This is a genomic window from Nocardioides sp., from assembly GCF_964228225.1.
Classification (GTDB): Bacteria; Actinomycetota; Actinomycetes; order Propionibacteriales; family Nocardioidaceae; genus Nocardioides.
On sequence record NZ_CAXQZB010000025.1, the window covers coordinates 40,309 to 59,884 of the forward strand.

The following is a 19,576-nucleotide window of genomic DNA, read 5'->3' on the forward strand; positions in this document are numbered from 1 at the left end:
TGCTCACCCGGGGCCGGTCCGCTTCCTGCGGGTCGGCTGATCGACTGGTCGACCGGTCAGCCGTTCGAACGGTTGGTCGGGGGTGATGAGGTGGAGGTATGGCCCGACGCATCGCCACCACGTCCACCGTCGACCGCGACGCCCTGCTGGAGTTCCTCCGGCCGCGCCACCGGTTCATCCTGCTCACCCGCAAGCGGGACGGCTCGCCCCAGCTGTCCCCGGTCACCGGGGGAGTCGACGACGCCGGCCGCCTGGTGGTCTCGACCTACCCCGAACGCGCGAAGACCCGCAACGCCCGCCGCGACCCGCGGGTCTCGGTGCTGGTGCTGAGCGAGGACTTCGACGACGCCTGGGTGCAGGTCGACGGCACCTGCGAGGTGCTGGACCTGCCGGAGAGCATCGAGCCGCTGGTGGACTACTTCCGCGCGATCGCGGGGGAGCACCCCGACTGGGACGAGTACCGCCAGGCGATGCGCGACCAGGGCAAGTCGCTGCTGCGCATCACCCCCACCGCGTGGGGCCCGATCGCGACCGGGGGCTTCCCCGCGCGGCTCGCCGACGGCTGAGCCGCACCGCCCGGCGCCCCGGCGTCCGGCACGTCCTCCACCGCCCGCCCTTCGGGTGAGGCGGCCGCCTCGACATGCACTCGCGCCAAGTTACTGTGACGTAACGTCGCGGATATCCTTTACATGCAACGCGGCGTCGCACTAACCTCGACGTGTCGGGTCGACAAGGCAGTCGACCGCGGATGAGCGAGACCGGAAGAGGTAGACGCGATGACCAGCACGTTGGAACCCACCACCGAGCTCCTGGCCGAGTCCGGCCGCGTGGAGGAGTCCCCGTTCCAGACCTACGAGGAGCGGCTGCGGACGCTGTCCGAGGCCTCGGTGCACCAGCACTTCGACGCGTTCCTCGACATCGACTGGGACAACCCGGCCAACGCCATCGACCCCACCGACGAGCGGTGGATCCTGCCCTCGATCGACCCGCTCGGCGGCCACCCGTGGTACCGGAGCCTGCCGAAGGAGGAGCAGATCCGCATCGGCCTGTACCGCCAGGCCAACATCACCAAGGTCGGCCTGCAGTTCGAGCAGATCCTCATCGCCGGGCTGATGAACTACGCCTTCAGCCTCCCCAACGGCAGCGCGGAGTTCCGCTACTCCACGCACGAGGCCACCGAGGAGTGCCACCACACCCAGATGTTCCAGGAGTTCGTGAACCGCTCCGGCCAGGACGTCGCCGGCGGCTCGCGTCTCTTCCACGCCCTCAGCCCGTTCCTGCCGCTGGCCGCCCGGGTCGTGCCGTTCGGCTTCTTCTACGGCGTGCTCGCCGGCGAGGAGCCGATCGACCACGTGCAGAAGTCGATCGTGCGCAGCGGGGAGAACCAGCACCCGCTGCTGCAGCGGATCATGCAGATCCACATCGCCGAGGAGGCGCGCCACATCGGCTTCGCCCACCAGTTCCTCGAGCACAACGCCCCGAAGCTGTCCAAGGCCGACCGTGCGGTCCTGTCGGTGCTCGTGCCGGTGATCATGAAGTGGCTGTGCAACGAGATCCTGGTGCCGAGCAAGAAGGCCCAGAAGGACATGGGCATCCCGAAGTCGGTCATCAAGGACCTGTACTGGGACCAGCCGGAGTCGCAGAAGTTCCTGCGCGACCTGTTCGGCGACGTCCGGATGCTCGCCGAGGACACCGGGATGATGAACCCGGTCTCGCGTCGGGTGTGGCGCCTGATGGGCATCGCAGGCCGCCCCTCGCGGTTCCGCAGCGAGCCGGCCTCCGCCGCCGCCTGAGTCCCCCGATCCTCCGATCGGCGTCCGGCCCCCGGGTCGGACGCCGATCCCGTTCCCGACCTCCGGAGTCCCGATGCCCTACGTGGTCACGCAGTCCTGCTGCGCCGACGCCTCCTGCGTGCAGGCCTGCCCGGTCAACTGCATCCACCCCGCGCCGGGTGAGCCCGGCTTCGGGACCGCCGAGATGCTCTACGTCGACGCGAAGTCCTGCGTCGACTGCGGCGCGTGCGCCACCGCCTGCCCGGTGGAGGCCATCAAGCCGCACACCACCCTCACCCCGGCCGAGCAGCCGTTCCTCGCGCTCAACGCCGCCTACTACGACTGCTTCCCGCACGCCGACCGGCACCCGTTGGCGATCATCGAGAAGCAGCGGCGCCTGCAGGTGCCCGGTCCGTTCCGGGTCGCGGTGATCGGTGCCGGTCCCGCCGGGCTGTACACCGCCGACGAGCTGCTCAAGCACCCCGAGATCGAGGGCGTCGACGTCTACGACCGCCTGCCCACGCCCTACGGGCTGGTGCGCTACGGCGTGGCGCCCGACCACGGCCACACCAAGCAGGTCGAGCAGCTGTTCCGCGCGGTGGAGGAGCTGCCGGGCTTCCGCTACTTCCTCGGCGTCGAGGTGGGCCGCGACGTCACCCTCGCCGACCTGCGCGAGCAGTACCACGCCGTCGTCTACGCCACCGGTGCCGCCTCCGACCGTCGTCTCGGCGTGCCGGGGGAGCAGCTGCCCGGCAGCCTGTCGGCCACCGAGCTCGTGGCCTGGTACAACGGCCACCCCGACCGCGCCGACCTCCCCGTGCCGCTCGAGCACGAGCGGGCCGTCGTGATCGGCAACGGCAACGTCGCCCTCGACGTCGCCCGCATCCTCACCGCCGACCTCACCGCGCTCGAGCGCACCGACATGTCGGCGCTGGCCTGGGCGGCGCTGCAGCGCAGCAGCATCCGCGAGGTCGTGGTGCTGGGCCGTCGCGGTCCCGCGGACGCCGCCTTCACCCTGCCCGAGCTGGTCGGCCTGGCGGCGCTCGAGGACGTCGACGTCGTCGTCGACGCCGACCCGGCGAGCCTGGCCCCCGGGGCGCCCGGTGACGGCGCCAAGCTGGAGCTGCTGCGCGAGATCGCCTCCCGCACCCCGGTGGAGGGGCGGCGTCGGCTGGTGCTGCGCTTCCACACCAGCCCGGTCGCGGTGCTCGGCGAGGACGCCGTGACCGGCCTGCGGGTCGTGCGCGACGGCGTCGAGGAGGACCTCGACTGCGGCCTGGTGCTGCGGGCCATCGGCTACCGCGGCCTGCCGGTGGCCGACCTCCCCTACGACGAGGCCACCGGCACCGTGCCGAACGACGCCGGCCGCGTCGAGACCGGCCTGTACGTGGCCGGGTGGGTCAAGCGCGGCCCGTCCGGGTTCATCGGCACCAACAAGACCTGCGCCCAGGAGACCGTCACCGCGATCCTGGACGACCTCGACGCCGGGCGGCCCGGTCTGCCCGCGCCGGTCGGCACCGCCGACACCATCGCCACCGTGGTCGCCGAGCGCGCCCCGGAGGTGATCGACCTCGCCGGCTGGCGGCGCCTGGACGCCGAGGAGCGGCGCCGCGGCGCGGCCCGCGGCCGGCCCCGTGCCAAGGTCGTCGAGCTCGCCGAGATGCGCCGACTCGCCCGCGCGGGTGAGGCGACCGGCCCCGGCCGCCCGGGCCGGGCCGGGCGGGGCGGCGGTGCCGCGGCTGCCGTTCGTCGTTACGCTTCGGTGCGAGAGATCATCCGGGGGTCGGACAGGCGGAGGTGACATGGCGCAGGACGGTCGGCAGGCACGCTGGACCAAGCACAACGAGGAGCGCCGCACGCAGATCCTCGACGCCGCCATCGCGGTCATCGAGGAGCAGCCCGCCGGTGCGGAGTTCCACGTGCAGCAGATCGCCGAGCGCGCGGGCCTGAACCGCACCGTGGTCTACCGCCACTTCACCGACCGCACCGACCTCGACCTCGCCATCCGCGCGCGGGTGCTGGACGACCTCACCCAGCAGATGCTGCCGGCGCTCAACCTCGACGGCTCGATCAACGAGATCATCCGGCGCATCATCAGCACCTACGTCGACTGGACCGTCGAGCACCCGACGCTGCACACCTTCGCGGTGCAGGACACCGGCGGCGCCGTCGAGTTCGGGCTGCACCGCATCGCCTCCGCGCTCGCCGACCTGCTCGAGATCGCGATCGCGATGCTCGGCGCCGACCTCGACGCCGACGAGGAGGCGCTGGTCGACCCGCTGGCCCACGGCCTGGTCGGCGCGGTGTTCGCGACGGTGCTGCGCTGGCTCTCCCGTAAGGAGAGGGTGCCCGACGCCGCGCGGCTGGCCGAGCTGCTCTCGATGTCGGTCTGGAACCTGCTCGACGGCCACATCCGGCGCCTCGGTCTGGAGATCGACCCCGACCTGCCCATGGCCCACCTGCTCAACCTGCCCGAGGAGCTGCTCGCCGTCGACGGTGACGGCGCGTGAGCGCACCGGGGGAGGTGCGGCACGACGGCGTCGGCGAGCCCGACCAGCTCGAGCGGCTGTGGACCCCACACCGGATGGCCTACATCCGCGGGGAGAACAAGCCCGACGACGCCAGCGCGGGGCAGTGCCCCTTCTGCCGCATCCCGTCGGCGCAGGAGCCCGACGGCCTGGTCGTGCGTCGCGGCGAGCTGGTGTTCGCCGTCCTCAACCTCTACCCCTACGCGCCGGGCCACCTGCTGGTGTGCCCCTACCGCCACATCGCCGACTACACCGAGACCACCGACGCCGAGGCCGCCGAGATGGCCGACCTGACGCGCCAGGCGATGCGCACCCTGCGTGCGGTCTCCCACGCCGCGGGCTTCAACCTCGGCATGAACCAGGGCGCCATCGCCGGCGCCGGCATCGCCGCCCACCTGCACCAGCACGTCGTCCCGCGCTGGCCCGGCGACCAGAACTTCATGCCCGTCATCGGCCGCACCAAGACCCTGCCCGAGCTGCTCGGCGACACCCGCGACCTGCTCGCCGCCCACTGGCAGGGCTGAGCGCCGGGCGCGACGGTTTCCTCGGTCAGCCGAGCAAACCGTCGCGTGCCCGCTGTCGCCGGATCGTGCACGATGCGACGGCGGGCGGCGTCGTCCACTAGGTTGCAGCCACCATGTTGGACAGGTTCAAGGGCTTCTGGCAGGGCGTCGTGCTCCTGCCGTTCGTGCGACTCTTCATCCGGCTCGGGATCAGTCCCGACACCGTGACCTTCGTGGGCACCCTCGGGGTGGTCGCGGGCGCGCTGATCTTCTTCCCCCAGGGCCACCTCCTCGCCGGCGTCCTGTTCATCACCGCCTTCGTGTTCAGCGACCTCATCGACGGCAAGATGGCGCGCGAGCTCGGGCGCTCCTCCCGCTTCGGCGCGTTCTGGGACTCCACCCTGGACCGCATCGGCGACGGCGCGGTGTTCGGCGGCCTGGCGCTCTACTTCGCCGGCACCGGTGAGAACCAGGGCGACGACTACCTCTACCTGTGCGTCAGCCTCTACTGCCTCGTGATGGGCTCGGTCACCTCCTACGCCCGGGCGCGTGCGGAGTCGCTCGGCATGGACGCCAAGGGCGGGCTCGCCGAGCGCGCCGACCGCCTCGTGCTGATCCTCGTCGCCACCGGTCTGGGCGACCTGTTCGACGTCCCGTTCCTGATGTACGCGGCCCTGTGGATCCTGGTCGTCGCCAACACCTACACGGTGATCTTCCGTGTGAGGAAGGTCTACCGTCAGGCCGTCGACCTCCCCGCCGAAGGGGGAGCGGCCACGCCGTAGGATCGGCGTCATGTCGCAGGATCAGCAGCACCTTCAGGGCACCTCTCGGGTCAAGCGCGGAATGGCCGACATGCTCAAGGGCGGCGTCATCATGGACGTCGTCACCCCCGAGCAGGCCAAGATCGCCGAGGACGCCGGCGCGGTCGCCGTCATGGCGCTCGAGCGGGTCCCCGCCGACATCCGTGCCCAGGGCGGCGTGTCGCGCATGAGCGACCCCGACATGATCGACGGCATCATCGAGGCCGTCTCGATCCCGGTCATGGCCAAGGCGCGCATCGGCCACTTCGTCGAGGCCCAGGTCATCCAGAGCCTCGGGGTCGACTACATCGACGAGTCCGAGGTCCTCACCCCGGCCGACTACGCCCACCACATCGACAAGTGGAAGTTCACCGTCCCCTTCGTGTGCGGTGCCACCAACCTCGGCGAGGCGCTGCGGCGCATCACCGAGGGCGCGGCCATGATCCGCTCCAAGGGCGAGGCCGGCACCGGCGACGTGTCCAACGCCGTCACCCACATGCGCACCATCCTCGGTGAGCTGCGTCGGCTCAGCTCGCTGTCGGCCGACGAGCTCTACGTCGCGGCCAAGGAGCTGCAGGCGCCCTACGAGCTGGTCGCCGAGGTCGCCCGCGAGGGCCGGCTGCCCGTCGTGCTGTTCACCGCCGGCGGCATCGCCACCCCCGCCGACGCCGCGATGATGATGCAGATGGGCGCCGACGGCGTGTTCGTGGGCTCGGGCATCTTCAAGTCCGGCAACCCCGCCCAGCGCGCCGAGGCGATCGTCAAGGCCACCACCTTCTTCGACGACCCCGACATGATCGCCAAGGTCTCCCGCGGCCTGGGCGAGGCCATGGTCGGCATCAACGTCGAGGAGATCCCGCAGCCCCACCGGCTCGCCGAGCGCGGCTGGTAGGTCCCGCTGATCTCGGGTCGCGCCCGGCCGTCCCGCGTGACGGTGGCCGTGGTGGGGGCGCTCGTCCTCGTCGCGGCCACCGTCCTCGGGGCGGTCGTACTGCGGGAGGGGGACCCGTCGGTCCGGTCGGGCGGGGAGTCCCGCACCGTCGAGACCCGCACCGGGCTCGTGCGCGGCGTCGACGACGACGGCGTGCGCCACTGGCGCGGGGTGCCCTACGCCCGTCCGCCGGTCGGGGCGCTGCGCTGGCAGCCGCCACAGCCGATGCCGGCCTGGGACGGCGTCCGCGCGGCCGACGCCTACGGCGCCCCGTGCCTGCAGCCCACGGTCGACTACGCCTTCGGGTCCAGCGGACTGCAGCCGCGCCCCGGCAGCAGCGAGGACTGCCTCTACCTCAACGTCGCGCGCCCGATCGCCCCCGCGGACGACGGCCCCCTGCCGGTGGTCGTGTGGCTCCACGGCGGCGGGTTCTTCGCCGGCTCCGGTGCCACCGCCGACGCCGCCGCCGACGCGTTCGTCCGACGCGGGGTGGTGCTGGTGAGCATCAACTACCGCCTGGGCCTGCTCGGGTTCTTCGCCCACCCCGCGCTGCCGGGAGGCGTGGCGAACTACGGCCTGCTCGACCAGATCGCGGCCCTGCGCTGGGTGCGCGACAACGCCGCCGCCTTCGGGGGCGACCCGGCCCGGGTGACGCTGGTGGGCGGCTCCGCCGGGGCGATGTCGGTCAACGCCCTCATGGCCGCCCCGCGGGCCGCCGGGCTGTTCGACGCCGCCATCGCGCAGTCCGCCCCCAGCGACCACAACGCCGTCGCGCTGGCGCAGGCCCGGCGCGCGGGCGAGCGGCGCTTCCCCGGCCTGGGCGCGGGGGCGCTGCGCGCGCTCCCGGCCGACCGGTTGCTCGACTCGCGGTTCAACGTGCTCTCCGGCAGCGCCCCGATCCTCGACGACGTCCTCCCGCGGCCCTCGGTCGAGGCCTTCGCCCGCGGTGAGGAGACCGCGGTGCCCTACGTCCTCGGCTCCACCGCCACCGAGTTCGACGACGCCGACTTCCGCTCCTTCGACACCGATCCCGACGCGCTGCGAGCGGCGCTCGGTGGCCCGCAGCACCGGCGGCTCGTCGCCGCCTACGGCTCGCGGTACGCCGAGGAGGTGCTCGACGACGCCCTGTTCCGCCTCCCGGCCCTGCGCCTGGCCCGGTGGCACGCGCGACGCGCGCCCACGTACCGCTTCGTCTTCGCCGCCGAGCGCGGCGCCTCACGGCACGGCAGCGAGGTCGGTTTCCTGTTCGACGACACCGGTGAGCGGGATCCCAGCCTCGCTGAGTACTGGGTGGCCTTCGCCCGCACCGGCCGCCCGGAGGTCGCGGGCCTGCCGGCCTGGCCCCGGGCCGACGACGACGGCCTGCTGGTGTTCACCCCCCGCGGTCCGCGCGCGGAGACACCTGACCCGGCGCTGGGCCGGCTGCGGGTGCTCGACGTCGTCACCCGCTGAGCCCTGATCCTCCGGCATCCGGCGCGCTGAGCGTCACCAGATGGGTGCGAGAGCAAGGCGCCCGATGCGAGGGCACCCTGGTCGGTTGTCGAGCGTCGGCAACGCTGCTGTCGTGCCGAGATGGTGGGGCTCAGGCGTCGCAGGTCGGTGGATCCGGGCTGAGGACGTACTGGTCGAGCGGCGCCGCCGTCAGCGCAGCTCGGGGCAGGGGAGCGCGGCGCGGTCGGTCGCGCTGAGCGCGTCGTAGTCGCCGACCAGGTCCAGCACCCGACCCAGCGGGGGGTCGGCGTCGAGGTAGGCCCGGAAGTCGTAGGGCGCCTGCGCCCAGTACAGCTGCGGTTCGCCGCCGTCGCGCACGGTGTAGGTGCCGCTCGGCTCGCCCATCGCGGCCACGAGGTCCTCCACCCCCATGCCGACCTCGAGGGTGCACCAGGCGTCCCGCCAGCGGGCGGTCGCGGCCCCGGCCGCGGCACCGGTCCCGGCGCGCGGCACGTCGGTGAGCACGAACCAGGCGCCGTCGCGGCGCTCCAGGGTGACCGTCCGGTCGCCGCCCGGGAAACCGGCCGCGACCACGGCGTCCTCGCTGGTCTGCAGTGTCACCTCCACCGAGGTGGGGTCGGTCTCGCGCGCGGGGTCCTCCCACAGCAGCGCCGCGAACCCGGTGCACGGGTCGCCCAGCTCGGCGCGGTCGCGCAGGATCGCCTCCTGCCGCAGCGCGATGGTGAACTCGGGGGCGTGCCGGGCGCAGGCGGCGACCGCGTCGCGGTCGGCGAGCGCGGCCAACCACGCCCCGTAGGCACCGTCGGGCGTCGTCACGTCGAACGCCGACGCCCCGCCGGGCTCCGCCGAAGCGCCGGTGGTCGCAGGCGCCGGAGCGACCGGAGTGGCCGGGGTGGCCGCCACGCCGCGCGCCCCGGGGTCGTCGCCGCAGCCGGCGGTCCCGGCCGCGACCAGCAGGACGACGGCCACGAGCGCGCGGGGGACGGTGGGGGTGCGGGGGTGGGTGTCGCGGCGGACGACGGTGCGGGGGGTGGCCACCTCCCCACTGTTCCACCGCGGGCCCCCGGTGCGACAGCGGGCACGCGACGGATGGGACCATGCCGACCGTGAGGATCGGTGTGCTGGCCCTGCAGGGCGACGTCCGCGAGCACGTGCAGGCGCTCGAGCGGGTGGGGGTCGAGGCCGTCACCGTGCGGCGGCGCGCCGAGCTCGACGCCGTGGCCGGGCTGGTCCTGCCCGGCGGGGAGTCCACGACGATGGTCAAGCTCGCCCTCGCCTTCGACCTGTGGGAGCCGCTGCGCGCCCGCATCGCCGCCGGGATGCCGGCCTTCGGCACCTGCGCCGGCCTGATCCTGCTCGCCGACCGCGTGCTCGACGGCACCGCCGAGCAGGCGCGGGTGGGCGGACTCGGCGGACTCGACGTCACCGTGCGGCGCAACGCCTTCGGCCGCCAGGTCGACTCCTTCGAGGGGCCGGTCGCGATCGCCGGGCTCGACGACCCGGTGCACGGGGTCTTCATCCGGGCGCCCTGGGTGGAGCAGGTCGGGCCGGGGGTCGAGGTGCTCGGCACGGCGCTGGATAGGATCGTGGCCGTCCGTCAGGGCCACGTGCTCGCCACCTCCTTCCATCCCGAGGTCGGCGAGGACCACCGGCTCCACGCGATGTTCGCCGAGATGGCGGCCGCCGCCTGACGCCGAGCGGCGGGGCGGCCCCAGCAGCAGCAAGCCAGCAGGAAGAGGGAACGATGTCCGGGCACTCGAAATGGGCGACCACCAAGCACAAGAAGGCCGCCATCGACGCCAAGCGCGGCAAGCTGTTCGCGAAGCTGATCAAGAACATCGAGGTCGCGGCCAAGATGGGCGGCCCCGACCCGGGCGGCAACCCCACGCTGTTCGACGCCATCCAGAAGGCGAAGAAGCAGTCGGTGCCGAACAAGAACATCGACTCCGCGGTCAAGCGCGGCGGGGGCCTCGAGGGCGGCGGCGTCGACTACGAGACGATCATGTACGAGGTCTACGGGCCCCAGGGCGTGGCGCTGCTCGTGGAGTGCCTCACCGACAACCGCAACCGCGCCGCGATGGAGGTCCGCACCGCGGTCACCCGCAACGGCGGCACCATGGCCGACCCCGGCTCGGTCTCGCGGCTCTTCGACCGCAAGGGCGTCGTCGTCGTCCCGAAGACCCAGGAGGGCAAGGAGGTCTCGGAGGACGACGTCCTCGAGGCCACGCTCGACGCCGGTGCGGAGGAGGTCAAGGACCTCGGTGAGGCGTTCGAGGTGCAGTCCGGTCCCAGCGACGTCGTCGCGGTCCGCACCGCCCTGCAGGACGCCGGCATCGACTACGACTCCGCCGAGGTGCAGTTCGTGGCCTCCCTCGACATCCCGATCGCCGACCCGGAGGCCGCGGGCAAGGTGTTCCGGCTCGTCGACGTCGTGGACGACCTCGACGACGTGCAGAACGTGTTCGTCAACGCCGACATCCCCGCCGAGGTGCTCGAGGCGCTCGACGCCTGACCGGATCGCCCGTCGCCCGCCCCACCGGCGGGCGTGTCGGACGCCTGCGGTCCCGGCCGATCCGTTAGCGTGGCGTGCGAACATGTGTTCGGACGAGAGGTGGCGCGCGTGCGGGTGCTCGGCATCGACCCGGGACTCACCCGGTGCGGCCTGGGGATGGTCGAGGGCACGGTCGGGCGACCGCTGCACCTGATCGACGTCGGCGTGGTGCGCACCTCCGCGCACCTCGAGGTGCCCCAGCGACTGGTCACGATCGAGCGCGGGATCGAGGCCTGGATCGAGGAGCACCGTCCCGACGCGGTGGCGATCGAGCGCATCTTCGCCCGCTCCGACGTCTCCACGATCATGGGCACCGCCCAGGCCGCCGGGATCGCGATGGTCTGCGCGGCGCGCCTCGGGCTGCCGGTCGCCCTGCACACCCCCAGCGAGGTCAAGGCCGCGGTGTCCGGCAACGGCCGGGCCGACAAGGCCCAGGTCGGGGCCATGGTCACCCGGATCCTGCGCCTCGACGCCGCGCCGAGGCCGGCCGACGCCGCCGACGCCCTCGCCCTCGCGATCACCCACATCTGGCGTGGCGCGAGCCAGCAGCGGCTCGACGACGCCGTGGCCGCCGCGCGCGGCACCGGCGGCCCGGCCGCCGGGCGTCGCACCACGCATCCCCCGATCCAGTCCCGACTCCCCGGAGGAGCCCGATGATCGCCTTCGTGCGCGGCCAGGTGGCCGCCGTCAGCCTGTCCAGCGCCGTCGTGGAGGTCGGCGGGGTGGGGCTGGAGCTGCTGTGCACTCCCGCGACCCTGGCCACGCTGCGTCCCGGGCAGAGCACCACCCTGCCGACCAGCATGATCGTGCGCGAGGACTCCCTCACCCTCTACGGATTCGCCGACGAGGAGGAGAAGGTCCTCTTCGAGCTGGTGCAGACCGCCTCGGGGGTCGGACCCAAGCTCGCCCAGGCCATCGTGGCGGTGCTCTCGCCCGACGGGCTGCGCACCGCCATCGCCTCCGAGGACGTCAAGACCCTCACCAAGGTGCCCGGTATCGGTCAGAAGGGCGCCCAGCGGATCATCCTCGAGCTCAAGGACCGCATCGGCGCGCCCACCGGGGCCGTGTCCTCGGGCGCGCCCGTGGGGGCCGCGGCCTGGCGCGCGCAGGTGCACGAGGGCCTGGTGGGCCTGGGCTACAACCCCCGTGACGCCGAGCGGGCCGTCGACGCCGTCGCCGACCAGGCCGGGCCGGTGCCCGACGTCGGCGCGCTGCTGCGCGCCGCCCTGCGGCTGCTCTCCAAGGCCTGAGAGGATCGGGCGTGCCCTTCCACGAGGACGAGCTGGAGCAGGCCGAGGAGTCGCACCTGCGCTCCCTCACCGCCGCCGACGCCGACGGCGACGAGCGCGCGGTCGAGGCAGCGCTGCGCCCGCGCAGTCTCGACGAGGTCGTCGGGCAGGCCCGGGTGCGCGACCAGCTCAGCCTGGTCCTCGAGGCGGCCCGCCAGCGCGGGCGGGCGCCCGACCACGTGCTGCTCTCCGGCCCGCCCGGTCTGGGCAAGACGACGCTGGCGATGATCATCGCCGCCGAGATGAGCGTGCCGTTGCGCCTCACCTCGGGTCCGGCGATCACCCACGCCGGCGACCTCGCCGCCATCCTCTCGGGGCTCAACGAGGGCGACGTGCTCTTCATCGACGAGATCCACCGGATGTCGCGCCCGGCCGAGGAGATGCTCTACCTCGCGATGGAGGACTTCCGGGTCGACGTCGTGATCGGCAAGGGTCCCGGCGCCACCGCGATCCCGCTCGAGATCCCGCCGTTCACGCTCGTGGGCGCGACCACCCGGGCGGGTCTGCTGCCCGGGCCGTTGCGCGACCGGTTCGGGTTCACCGGGCACCTGGAGTTCTACGACCCCACCGAGCTCGACGCCATCGTGCGGCGCTCGGCGGGCCTCCTCGGCGTCGTCCTCACCGACGACGGCGCCGCCGAGATCGCCTCGCGCTCGCGCGGCACCCCCCGCATCGCCAACCGGCTGCTGCGGCGGGTGCGCGACTACGCCCAGGTGCGCGCCGACGGCGTCGTCACCCTGGCGGTCGCCCAGGCCACCCTGGATCTCTACGAGGTCGACCGGCTCGGCCTGGACCGGCTCGACCGCGCGGTCATCGACGTGCTGTGCCGGCGCTTCGGCGGGGGACCGGTGGGCGTCTCCACCCTCGCGGTCGCGGTGGGGGAGGAGCGCGAGACCGTGGAGGAGGTCGCCGAGCCCTTCCTCGTGCGCACCGGCTTCCTCGCCCGCACCCCCCGCGGGCGGGTCGCGACCCCCGCGGCCTGGGAGCACCTGGGGCTGCGACCCCCGCCCCCCACCGAGGGCGCCACCCTGTTCGGCTGAGTCCGGCGCCCGCCGAGCGGGAGGGCTGCGATGCGGGACCGCCTCACCCCCCTGGCTATGCTTGCCCGTCGGACCGCGGGCACCCCGTCCGCGCCGCCGCACGACACCCCACGACCGGGTCGTCGGCGCACGACCACAGGAAGGCGACGGTGTGCCCGAGCTCCTCCAGCTCCTGCCCCTCGTGGGAGCGGTGGCCGTCTTCTGGCTGCTCGTCCTCCGCCCGGCCCGCCGCCGGCAGGCCGAGCACGTCGCGCTCCAGGACGCACTCGGCCCGGGCGACGAGATCATGCTCACCAGCGGCGTCTACGGCCACGTGCGCGGCCTCGAGGAGGACCGCGTGCGGGTGGAGGTGGCGCCCGGCGTCGTCCTCACCGTCGCCCGCGGCGCCGTGGGCGCGCGTCTGAGCGACCCCGAGCCGTCCACCGACTCCACCGGCTCGACCGGCTCAGACGACCCGATCGACCCGACCGACCAGACCCCGAAGGGCTGACGCAAGGCTATGGCGAACAAGCAGTACCGGCCCGGTCGGACCCTGGTGTCCTTCCTCCTGGGCCTGGCGATCCTCTTCGGCCTCGTGGCCCTCAACGGCGTCTGGAAGCCGCAGCTGGGCCTGGACCTCCAGGGCGGCACGCGCATCACCCTCACCGCCGACAGCGTCCCGAACGACGAGGCGCTGCAGCAGGCCCGCCGCATCATCGACGACCGTGTGAACGGCTCGGGTGTCGCCGAGGCCGAGGTCACCACCCAGAACGGCAACACCGTCGTGGTGGAGATCCCGGGCGAGCAGCGCCGCGACCTGATCGAGACCGTGCAGCGCCAGGCGCAGCTGCGGTTCCGGCTCGTGACCTGCCCCAGCGCGATCAACCCGAGCTGCACGCCCGGTGGCGCGGGCGGCGCGCAGACGCCGATCGACCCGAGCATCCTGCCCACCGAGGCCCCCGACGCGACCGGTGCCCCCAGCGGTGCCCCCAGCGGTGCCCCGAGCACCGGTGCCGGCCAGCAGGGCGGCCAGGGCGGCCAGGGCGGTCAGGGCGGCCAGCCCAGCGCCCCCGCCAGCGGTGGCGCCAACCGCGTGGCCCCGTTCGGCCTCGCTCCCTCCCTCGCCGAGGCGGAGGGTCCGAGCGGCTCGCCCAGCCCGAGCGGTAGCGCCAGCCCGAGCGGTAGCGCCAGCCCGTCGGCCAGCCCGTCCGCCAGCCCGTCGGCCGGCCCGGGCGCGGAGCCGACCCCGGCCCCCGCCGACGACGCGGCCGATGTCGCCGACCCCAACGCGGTGGTGTCGCTCCAGGACGCCCTGGCGTTCTTCAACGGCGGCTTCACCCAAGCCGACGTCGACCTCTTCAACGCCTACGAGTGCACCGACGAGGGCATCACGGTCAAGGCCGCCGGCGCCCCCGCCGACGTGCCGGCCACCCCGGTGGACGCCCCGACCGAGCCCCTGGTCGCGTGCGCGCCCGCACAGGCCGAGACGAGCCGGTCCCCGGCCCAGCCCGCCACCAAGTACCTGCTCAGCCCGTCGGTCATCGCCGGTACCGACCTCGACGACGCGTCGTGGACGATCCCGTCGGGCGACGTGGCCCCGGTGGTGCAGCTCAAGATCGGCGACCCGGGCAAGCAGGTCTTCGCCGACCTCTCCGCCCAGTGGGCCGGCAACGACAACCAGTTCGCGATGGTCCTCGACGGCGTCGTCCTCTCGGCGCCGACGTTCAACGGCAGCATCCCCAACGGCGACGCGCAGATCACCGGCACCTTCAGCACCACCGAGGCCGAGAGCCTGGCCACGAGCCTGAAGTTCGGCGCCCTGCCGATCTCCTTCGAGCCGACCACCGAGACCGTGGGTCCCTCGCTCGCCGGCGACCAGCTGACCGCGGGCCTCACCGCGGGTGCGTTCGGCCTGGGCCTGGTGCTGATCTACTGCCTGCTCTACTACCGCGGCCTCGGCCTGGTGGTCGTGGCCTCGCTGCTCGCGGCGGCCGCCACCACCTACGCGCTCGTGGTCCTGCTGAGCGAGGGCATCGGGTTCACCCTCACCCTGCCCGGCATCGCGGGCCTGATCATCGCGGTCGGCATCACGGCCGACTCCTTCATCATCTTCTTCGAACGCATCCGCGACGAGATGCGCGAGGGCAAGTCGATGCGGGTCGCGGTCGAGAGCGGCTGGCGTCGCGCGCGGGTCACGCGTCTGGCCGCCCAGGTGGTCTCGATGCTCTCCGCGCTGGTGCTCTACATCTTCGCCACCGGAGCGGTGAAGGGCTTCGGCTTCGCGCTGGGCCTGACCACCCTGGTCGACCTCGCGATCCTGTTCTGGTTCACCAAGCCGATGGTGTCCTGGCTGGCGCGGTTCCACTTCTTCAACAGCGGTCACCGGCTCTCCGGGCTCAGCCCCGAGACGCTCGGCATCGACGGCGACGACCAGCCGGCACGGGTGCCGGCCGCGGCGGGAGGCAAGGCCTGATGGGCAAGATGTCACGGCTGGGCAACCAGCTCTACAACGGCCGCCGGTCGATCGACTTCGTCGGTCGTCGCTGGCTCTGGTACGCCATCACCGGTGCGGTGGTGGCCCTCGCGGCCAGCGCCATCGTGGTCAAGGGCCTCAACTTCGGCATCGAGTTCACCGGTGGCACCGAGTTCCGCGTGCCGATCAGCGCGCCCAGCCAGGACGACGCCGACCGGCTGCGCGAGAGCGTCGCCGGCACCGACATCGCTGCGGCCGACGCGCCCATCGTCACCACCGCGGGCGACGCCGTGCTGATCCAGGTCGAGGAGATGACCGTCGGTGAGACCGACACCGTCTCCCAGGCCCTCAGCGAGGCCTCGGGCGTCGCGCCGGACGACATCACGACCTCCGAGATCGGCGCCAGCTGGGGTGAGGAGGTCGCCCAGCGGGCGCTGCTCGGCGTCGCGGTGTTCCTCGTCCTGGTGCTGATCTTCATCGCCCTGTACTTCCGCGAGTGGAAGATGTCGGTGGCCGCGTTCGTCGCGCTGGCCCACGACGTCACGATCACCATCGGCATCTACGCCCTCTCGGGCTTCCAGGTCACGCCGTCGGCGGTCACCGGTCTGCTCGCCATCCTGGCGTTCTCCCTCTACGACACCGTCGTGGTGTTCGACAAGGTCAAGGAGAACACCCACGAGATGCCGAAGACCCGGCTCTCCTACGCCGACGCCGCCAACCTCGCGGTCAACCAGACCCTGGTGCGCTCGATCAACACCGGCATCGTGGCGCTCATCCCGATCGGCGCGATCCTCTACGTCAGCGCCGTGCAGCTGGGCGCCAGCTCGCTGCAGGACCTCGCGCTCTCGCAGTTCGTCGGCATGGCCGTGGGCGTCTACTCCTCGGTCATCCTCGCCCCGCGCGTGCTGGTGCACCTGAAGTCCACCGAGACCGAGGTCGTCCTCGCCGCCAAGCGCGCCAAGGCGCGCGAGCGGGCCAAGGCCGACCGCTATGCGTCGGTGCCGACCTTCCGGGAGGACATGCCGATCGCCGCCGCCCCGCCGGGGCTGGACGCCGAGATGGAGCAGGGCGAGGACGGCGCCGGCGTGCCGGTCGCGACTGTGCCGCAGAAGCCGTTCCAGGCCCCGCCGCGGCTGGACAAGGAGCCCTCGGGACCCGGTCGTGGCCGCACGGTGCCGGAGGCCCGCGGGCCCGTGGAGCGCTCGGGCAGCGCCGGTCGGGTGCAGCCCAGCCGCAAGGCGCGCTCCAAGCGCGGCAAGAAGTAGTCCGTGTCCGATCCCGCGGTGGTGCTGCGGCGTGAGGCCGCGGGGCGGGCCCTGCGCTCGCTCACCGTCGACGTGCCGGACTTCCCCGAGGCCGGGGTGGTGTTCAAGGACCTCACCCCGGTCTTCGCCGACGCCGCCGGGCTGCGCGCCGTCGTCGCCTCGCTCGCCGACGCCGGGCGCGACGCGACCGGTGCGACGGCGGTGGACGTCGTCGTCGGGCTCGAGGCCCGCGGCTTCATCCTCGGCGCCCCGGTCGCCCTGGAGCTCGGGGTCGGGTTCGTGCCGGTCCGCAAGGCCGGCAAGCTGCCCCGCGCCACCCACGCCGTCAGCTACGAGCTCGAGTACGGTGCCGCCGAGATCGAGGTGCACCGCGACTCCCTCGCCCCCGGCGCGCGGGTGCTGGTGATCGACGACGTCCTGGCCACCGGCGGCACCGCGGCCGCCGCCTGCGACCTCGTCCGCGCCGGCGGGGCGGTGCCGACGGCATTGGCCGTCCTGCTCGAGCTCGGGTTCCTGGCCGGTCGCTCACGCCTCGGTGATCTGCCGGTGCACGCCGTCGAGATCGTGTCGGGCGACTAGGATCGGGTCATGACGACCGAGCGCACCACGGCCCCTGCGGATCCCCGCACGCCGGGTGGGGCGAGCGCGTCCGAGCCGTCGACCCCCGGCGTCCCAGGGGGCGCGGGCGGGTCGGGTCGGGGCATGCGGGCCCGCCTCGCGCGCGTCGGCAGCCGGCCGTCGTCGACCAACCCGGTGCTCGAGCCGCTGTTCCGGGCGGTGCGGGCCAACCACCCCAAGGCCGACCTCGCGCTGCTCGAGAAGGCCTACACGATGGCCGAGCGGTTGCACGGCACCCAGACACGCAAGAGCGGCGACCCCTACATCACCCACCCGCTGGCGGTCACGACGATCCTCGCCGGCATCGGCATGACCGAGCCGACCCTGGTCGCTGCGCTGCTGCACGACACCGTCGAGGACACCGAGTACACCCTCGAGCAGTGTCGACGCGACTTCGGCGACGAGGTCGCCCGCCTGGTCGACGGCGTCACCAAGCTGGACAAGGTCGTCTACGGCGACTCCGCGCAGGCCGAGACGATCCGCAAGATGATCGTGGCGATGTCGCGCGACATCCGCGTGCTGGTCATCAAGCTCGCCGACCGGCTGCACAACATGCGCACCCTGCGCTACGTGCCGCTCAAGAGTCAGGAGCGCACCGCCCGCGAGACCCTCGACATCTACGCCCCGCTGGCCCACCGGCTGGGCATGAACACCATCAAGTGGGAGCTCGAGGACCTCGCGTTCGCGACCCTGCACCCCAAGATCTACGACGAGATCGTGCGGATGGTGGCCGAGCGGGCGCCCTCGCGCGACCAGTTCCTGGCCCAGGTGATCAGCCAGGTCGAGCGCGACCTGCGCGAGGCCAAGCTCAAGGCCACCGTCACCGGCCGCCCGAAGCACTACTACTCGATCTACCAGAAGATGATCGTGGGGGGCCGGGAGTTCTCCGACATCTACGACCTGGTCGGCATCCGGATCCTGGTCGACGACGACCGCGACTGCTACTCGGTGCTGGGCGTGCTGCACTCGCGCTGGAACCCGGTGCTGGGGCGGTTCAAGGACTACGTCGCGCTGCCGAAGTTCAACATGTACCAGTCGCTGCACACCACCGTGATCGGGCCGCAGGGCAAACCGGTGGAGATGCAGATCCGCACCTTCGGGATGCACCGCCGCGCCGAGTACGGCGTCGCGGCGCACTGGAAGTACAAGGAGGACGGCCGGGAGGGCCGCGACACCGACAAGCAGGCCGGCCCCGAGGAGATGTCCTGGGTGCGCCAGCTGCTCGACTGGCAGAACGAGGTCGAGGACCCGGGGGAGTTCCTGGAGTCGCTGCGCTTCGAGATCAACCAGTCCGAGACCTACGTCTTCACCCCCCGTGGCGACGTCATCGCGCTGCCCTCGGGCGCCACCCCGGTGGACTTCGCCTACGCGGTGCACACCGAGGTCGGCCACCACACCATCGGGGCGCGGGTGAACGGCCGGCTGGTGCCGCTGGAGTCCACCCTGGAGAACGGCGACGTCGTGGAGGTCTTCACCACCAAGTCGCCCACCGCGGGTCCCTCCCAGGACTGGCTGACGTTCGTGAAGTCCCCGCGCGCCCGCTCCAAGATCCGCCAGTGGTTCACCAAGGAGCGGCGCGAGGAAGCGATCGAGCGCGGCAAGGAGCAGATCGCCAAGCTCATGCGCAAGGAGGGCCTGCCCCTCAAGCGCCTGCTCTCGCACGAGACGCTCACCGAGGTCGCCACCCACTTCCACATCGCCGACGTCACCGCGCTCTACGCCGCGGTGGGGGAGGGCAACCTCTCGGCCCAGGCGGTCGTGCGGCGCGTCGTCGACCTCCACGGCGGCGACGAAGGGGCGCGCGAGGACCTCGCCGAGGCCGTCACGATCACGGGCCGGCGCCACCGCTCCCGGATGCCCACCGGCGGCGACGCCGGCGTCATCGTCAAGGGCGCGCCCGACGTGTGGGTGAAGCTGGCCAAGTGCTGCACCCCGGTGCCGCCTGATGAGATCCTCGGCTTCGTCACCAAGGGCGGGGGCGTGTCGGTGCACCGCGAGGACTGCACCAACGCCGCCGAGCTGCGCACCCAGCCCGAGAAGGTGCTCTCGGTGGAGTGGGCGCCCACCGGCCAGTCGACCTTCCTGGTCAACATCCAGGTCGAGGCGCTGGACCGGGCCCGGTTGCTCTCCGACATCACGATGGCGCTCTCCGACGCCCACGTGAACATCCTCTCCGCCACCCTGTCCACCACCCGCGACCGCGTCGCGAAGTCGCGGTTCACCTTCGAGATGGCCGAGGCCAAGCACCTCGACACCGTGCTGGCCGCGGTGCGCTCGGTGCCCGGCGTCTTCGACGCCTACCGGGTCACGCAGTAGGGCGTCGTACCAACCGTCGGTGCTGTTCCGCGGCCGCGCAACAGCAGCAGCGGTTGGTA

The 19,576-nt window shown here is 72.8% G+C and carries 19 protein-coding genes; 18 read left to right on the plus strand and 1 reads right to left on the minus strand.

The window, feature by feature from the left end; translation table 11 throughout:
- Positions 1–98 precede the first annotated feature (98 nt).
- The 8 genes from ACERUJ_RS06505 to ACERUJ_RS06540 all read left to right on the plus strand — a co-directional run bounded on the left by ACERUJ_RS06505 (position 99) and on the right by ACERUJ_RS06540 (position 7,986).
- On the plus strand, positions 99–566 hold the full coding sequence (locus ACERUJ_RS06505; RefSeq protein WP_370247663.1) for a PPOX class F420-dependent oxidoreductase: 468 nt from the start codon (positions 99–101) through the stop codon (positions 564–566).
- A 210-nt stretch (positions 567–776) separates the two neighbouring features.
- Positions 777–1,793, plus strand: a complete 1,017-nt coding sequence (locus tag ACERUJ_RS06510) for a diiron oxygenase (RefSeq protein WP_370247664.1) — start codon at positions 777–779, stop codon at positions 1,791–1,793.
- A 73-nt stretch (positions 1,794–1,866) separates the two neighbouring features.
- Complete coding sequence (locus ACERUJ_RS06515) at positions 1,867–3,573, plus strand: FAD-dependent oxidoreductase (RefSeq protein ID WP_370247665.1); 1,707 nt, start codon at positions 1,867–1,869, stop codon at positions 3,571–3,573.
- 1 nt (position 3,574) lies between these two features.
- Positions 3,575–4,282: a TetR/AcrR family transcriptional regulator gene (locus ACERUJ_RS06520; protein ID WP_370247666.1), complete on the plus strand. Its 708-nt coding sequence runs from the start codon at positions 3,575–3,577 to the stop codon at positions 4,280–4,282.
- A complete protein-coding gene (locus tag ACERUJ_RS06525) occupies positions 4,279–4,824 on the plus strand; it encodes an HIT domain-containing protein (RefSeq protein ID WP_370247667.1) in 546 nt (181 codons plus the stop codon). The genes ACERUJ_RS06520 and ACERUJ_RS06525 overlap by 4 nt, the downstream gene beginning before the upstream one ends.
- A 113-nt stretch (positions 4,825–4,937) precedes the next feature.
- On the plus strand, positions 4,938–5,585 hold the full coding sequence (gene pgsA, locus ACERUJ_RS06530) for a phosphatidylinositol phosphate synthase (RefSeq protein ID WP_370247668.1): 648 nt from the start codon (positions 4,938–4,940) through the stop codon (positions 5,583–5,585).
- Positions 5,586–5,595: 10 nt separating this feature from the next.
- Entirely contained in the window at positions 5,596–6,495 is a 900-nt protein-coding gene (gene pdxS / locus ACERUJ_RS06535) for a pyridoxal 5'-phosphate synthase lyase subunit PdxS (protein WP_370247669.1), read from the plus strand.
- A 51-nt stretch (positions 6,496–6,546) separates the two neighbouring features.
- The gene (locus tag ACERUJ_RS06540; RefSeq protein WP_370247670.1) at positions 6,547–7,986 is read left to right on the plus strand and encodes a carboxylesterase/lipase family protein; all 1,440 of its coding nucleotides are present in this window, start codon (positions 6,547–6,549) and stop codon (positions 7,984–7,986) included.
- A 189-nt stretch (positions 7,987–8,175) separates the two neighbouring features.
- Here the strand turns inward: ACERUJ_RS06540 and ACERUJ_RS06545 are convergent, their stop codons facing one another.
- The gene (locus ACERUJ_RS06545; RefSeq protein WP_370247671.1) at positions 8,176–9,024 is read right to left on the minus strand and encodes a hypothetical protein; all 849 of its coding nucleotides are present in this window, start codon (positions 9,022–9,024) and stop codon (positions 8,176–8,178) included.
- Between the two features lie 59 nt (positions 9,025–9,083).
- Between ACERUJ_RS06545 and pdxT the strand changes: the two genes are divergently transcribed.
- From pdxT to ACERUJ_RS06595, 10 genes are all read left to right on the plus strand, one after another.
- Positions 9,084–9,677, plus strand: a complete 594-nt coding sequence (gene pdxT / locus ACERUJ_RS06550) for a pyridoxal 5'-phosphate synthase glutaminase subunit PdxT (protein ID WP_370247673.1) — start codon at positions 9,084–9,086, stop codon at positions 9,675–9,677.
- Positions 9,678–9,730: 53 nt separating this feature from the next.
- Positions 9,731–10,498: a YebC/PmpR family DNA-binding transcriptional regulator gene (locus ACERUJ_RS06555; protein WP_370247674.1), complete on the plus strand. Its 768-nt coding sequence runs from the start codon at positions 9,731–9,733 to the stop codon at positions 10,496–10,498.
- Positions 10,499–10,606: 108 nt separating this feature from the next.
- On the plus strand, positions 10,607–11,194 hold the full coding sequence (gene ruvC / locus ACERUJ_RS06560) for a crossover junction endodeoxyribonuclease RuvC (protein WP_370247706.1): 588 nt from the start codon (positions 10,607–10,609) through the stop codon (positions 11,192–11,194).
- A complete protein-coding gene (gene ruvA, locus ACERUJ_RS06565) occupies positions 11,191–11,787 on the plus strand; it encodes a Holliday junction branch migration protein RuvA (protein WP_370247675.1) in 597 nt (198 codons plus the stop codon). The genes ruvC and ruvA overlap by 4 nt, the downstream gene beginning before the upstream one ends.
- Positions 11,788–11,798: 11 nt before the next feature.
- On the plus strand, positions 11,799–12,866 hold the full coding sequence (gene ruvB / locus ACERUJ_RS06570; protein ID WP_370247676.1) for a Holliday junction branch migration DNA helicase RuvB: 1,068 nt from the start codon (positions 11,799–11,801) through the stop codon (positions 12,864–12,866).
- Between the two features lie 151 nt (positions 12,867–13,017).
- Complete coding sequence (gene yajC, locus ACERUJ_RS06575) at positions 13,018–13,356, plus strand: preprotein translocase subunit YajC (RefSeq protein ID WP_370247677.1); 339 nt, start codon at positions 13,018–13,020, stop codon at positions 13,354–13,356.
- Positions 13,357–13,365: 9 nt separating this feature from the next.
- A complete protein-coding gene (gene secD / locus ACERUJ_RS06580; protein ID WP_370247678.1) occupies positions 13,366–15,318 on the plus strand; it encodes a protein translocase subunit SecD in 1,953 nt (650 codons plus the stop codon).
- Entirely contained in the window at positions 15,318–16,583 is a 1,266-nt protein-coding gene (gene secF, locus ACERUJ_RS06585; protein ID WP_370247679.1) for a protein translocase subunit SecF, read from the plus strand. The genes secD and secF overlap by 1 nt, the downstream gene beginning before the upstream one ends.
- A gap of 3 nt (positions 16,584–16,586) precedes the next feature.
- On the plus strand, positions 16,587–17,162 hold the full coding sequence (locus ACERUJ_RS06590; protein WP_370247680.1) for an adenine phosphoribosyltransferase: 576 nt from the start codon (positions 16,587–16,589) through the stop codon (positions 17,160–17,162).
- A gap of 123 nt (positions 17,163–17,285) precedes the next feature.
- Positions 17,286–19,517 (plus strand): bifunctional (p)ppGpp synthetase/guanosine-3',5'-bis(diphosphate) 3'-pyrophosphohydrolase, encoded by a 2,232-nt coding sequence (locus ACERUJ_RS06595; RefSeq protein ID WP_370247681.1) that lies wholly within the window; start codon positions 17,286–17,288, stop codon positions 19,515–19,517.
- Positions 19,518–19,576 lie beyond the last annotated feature (59 nt).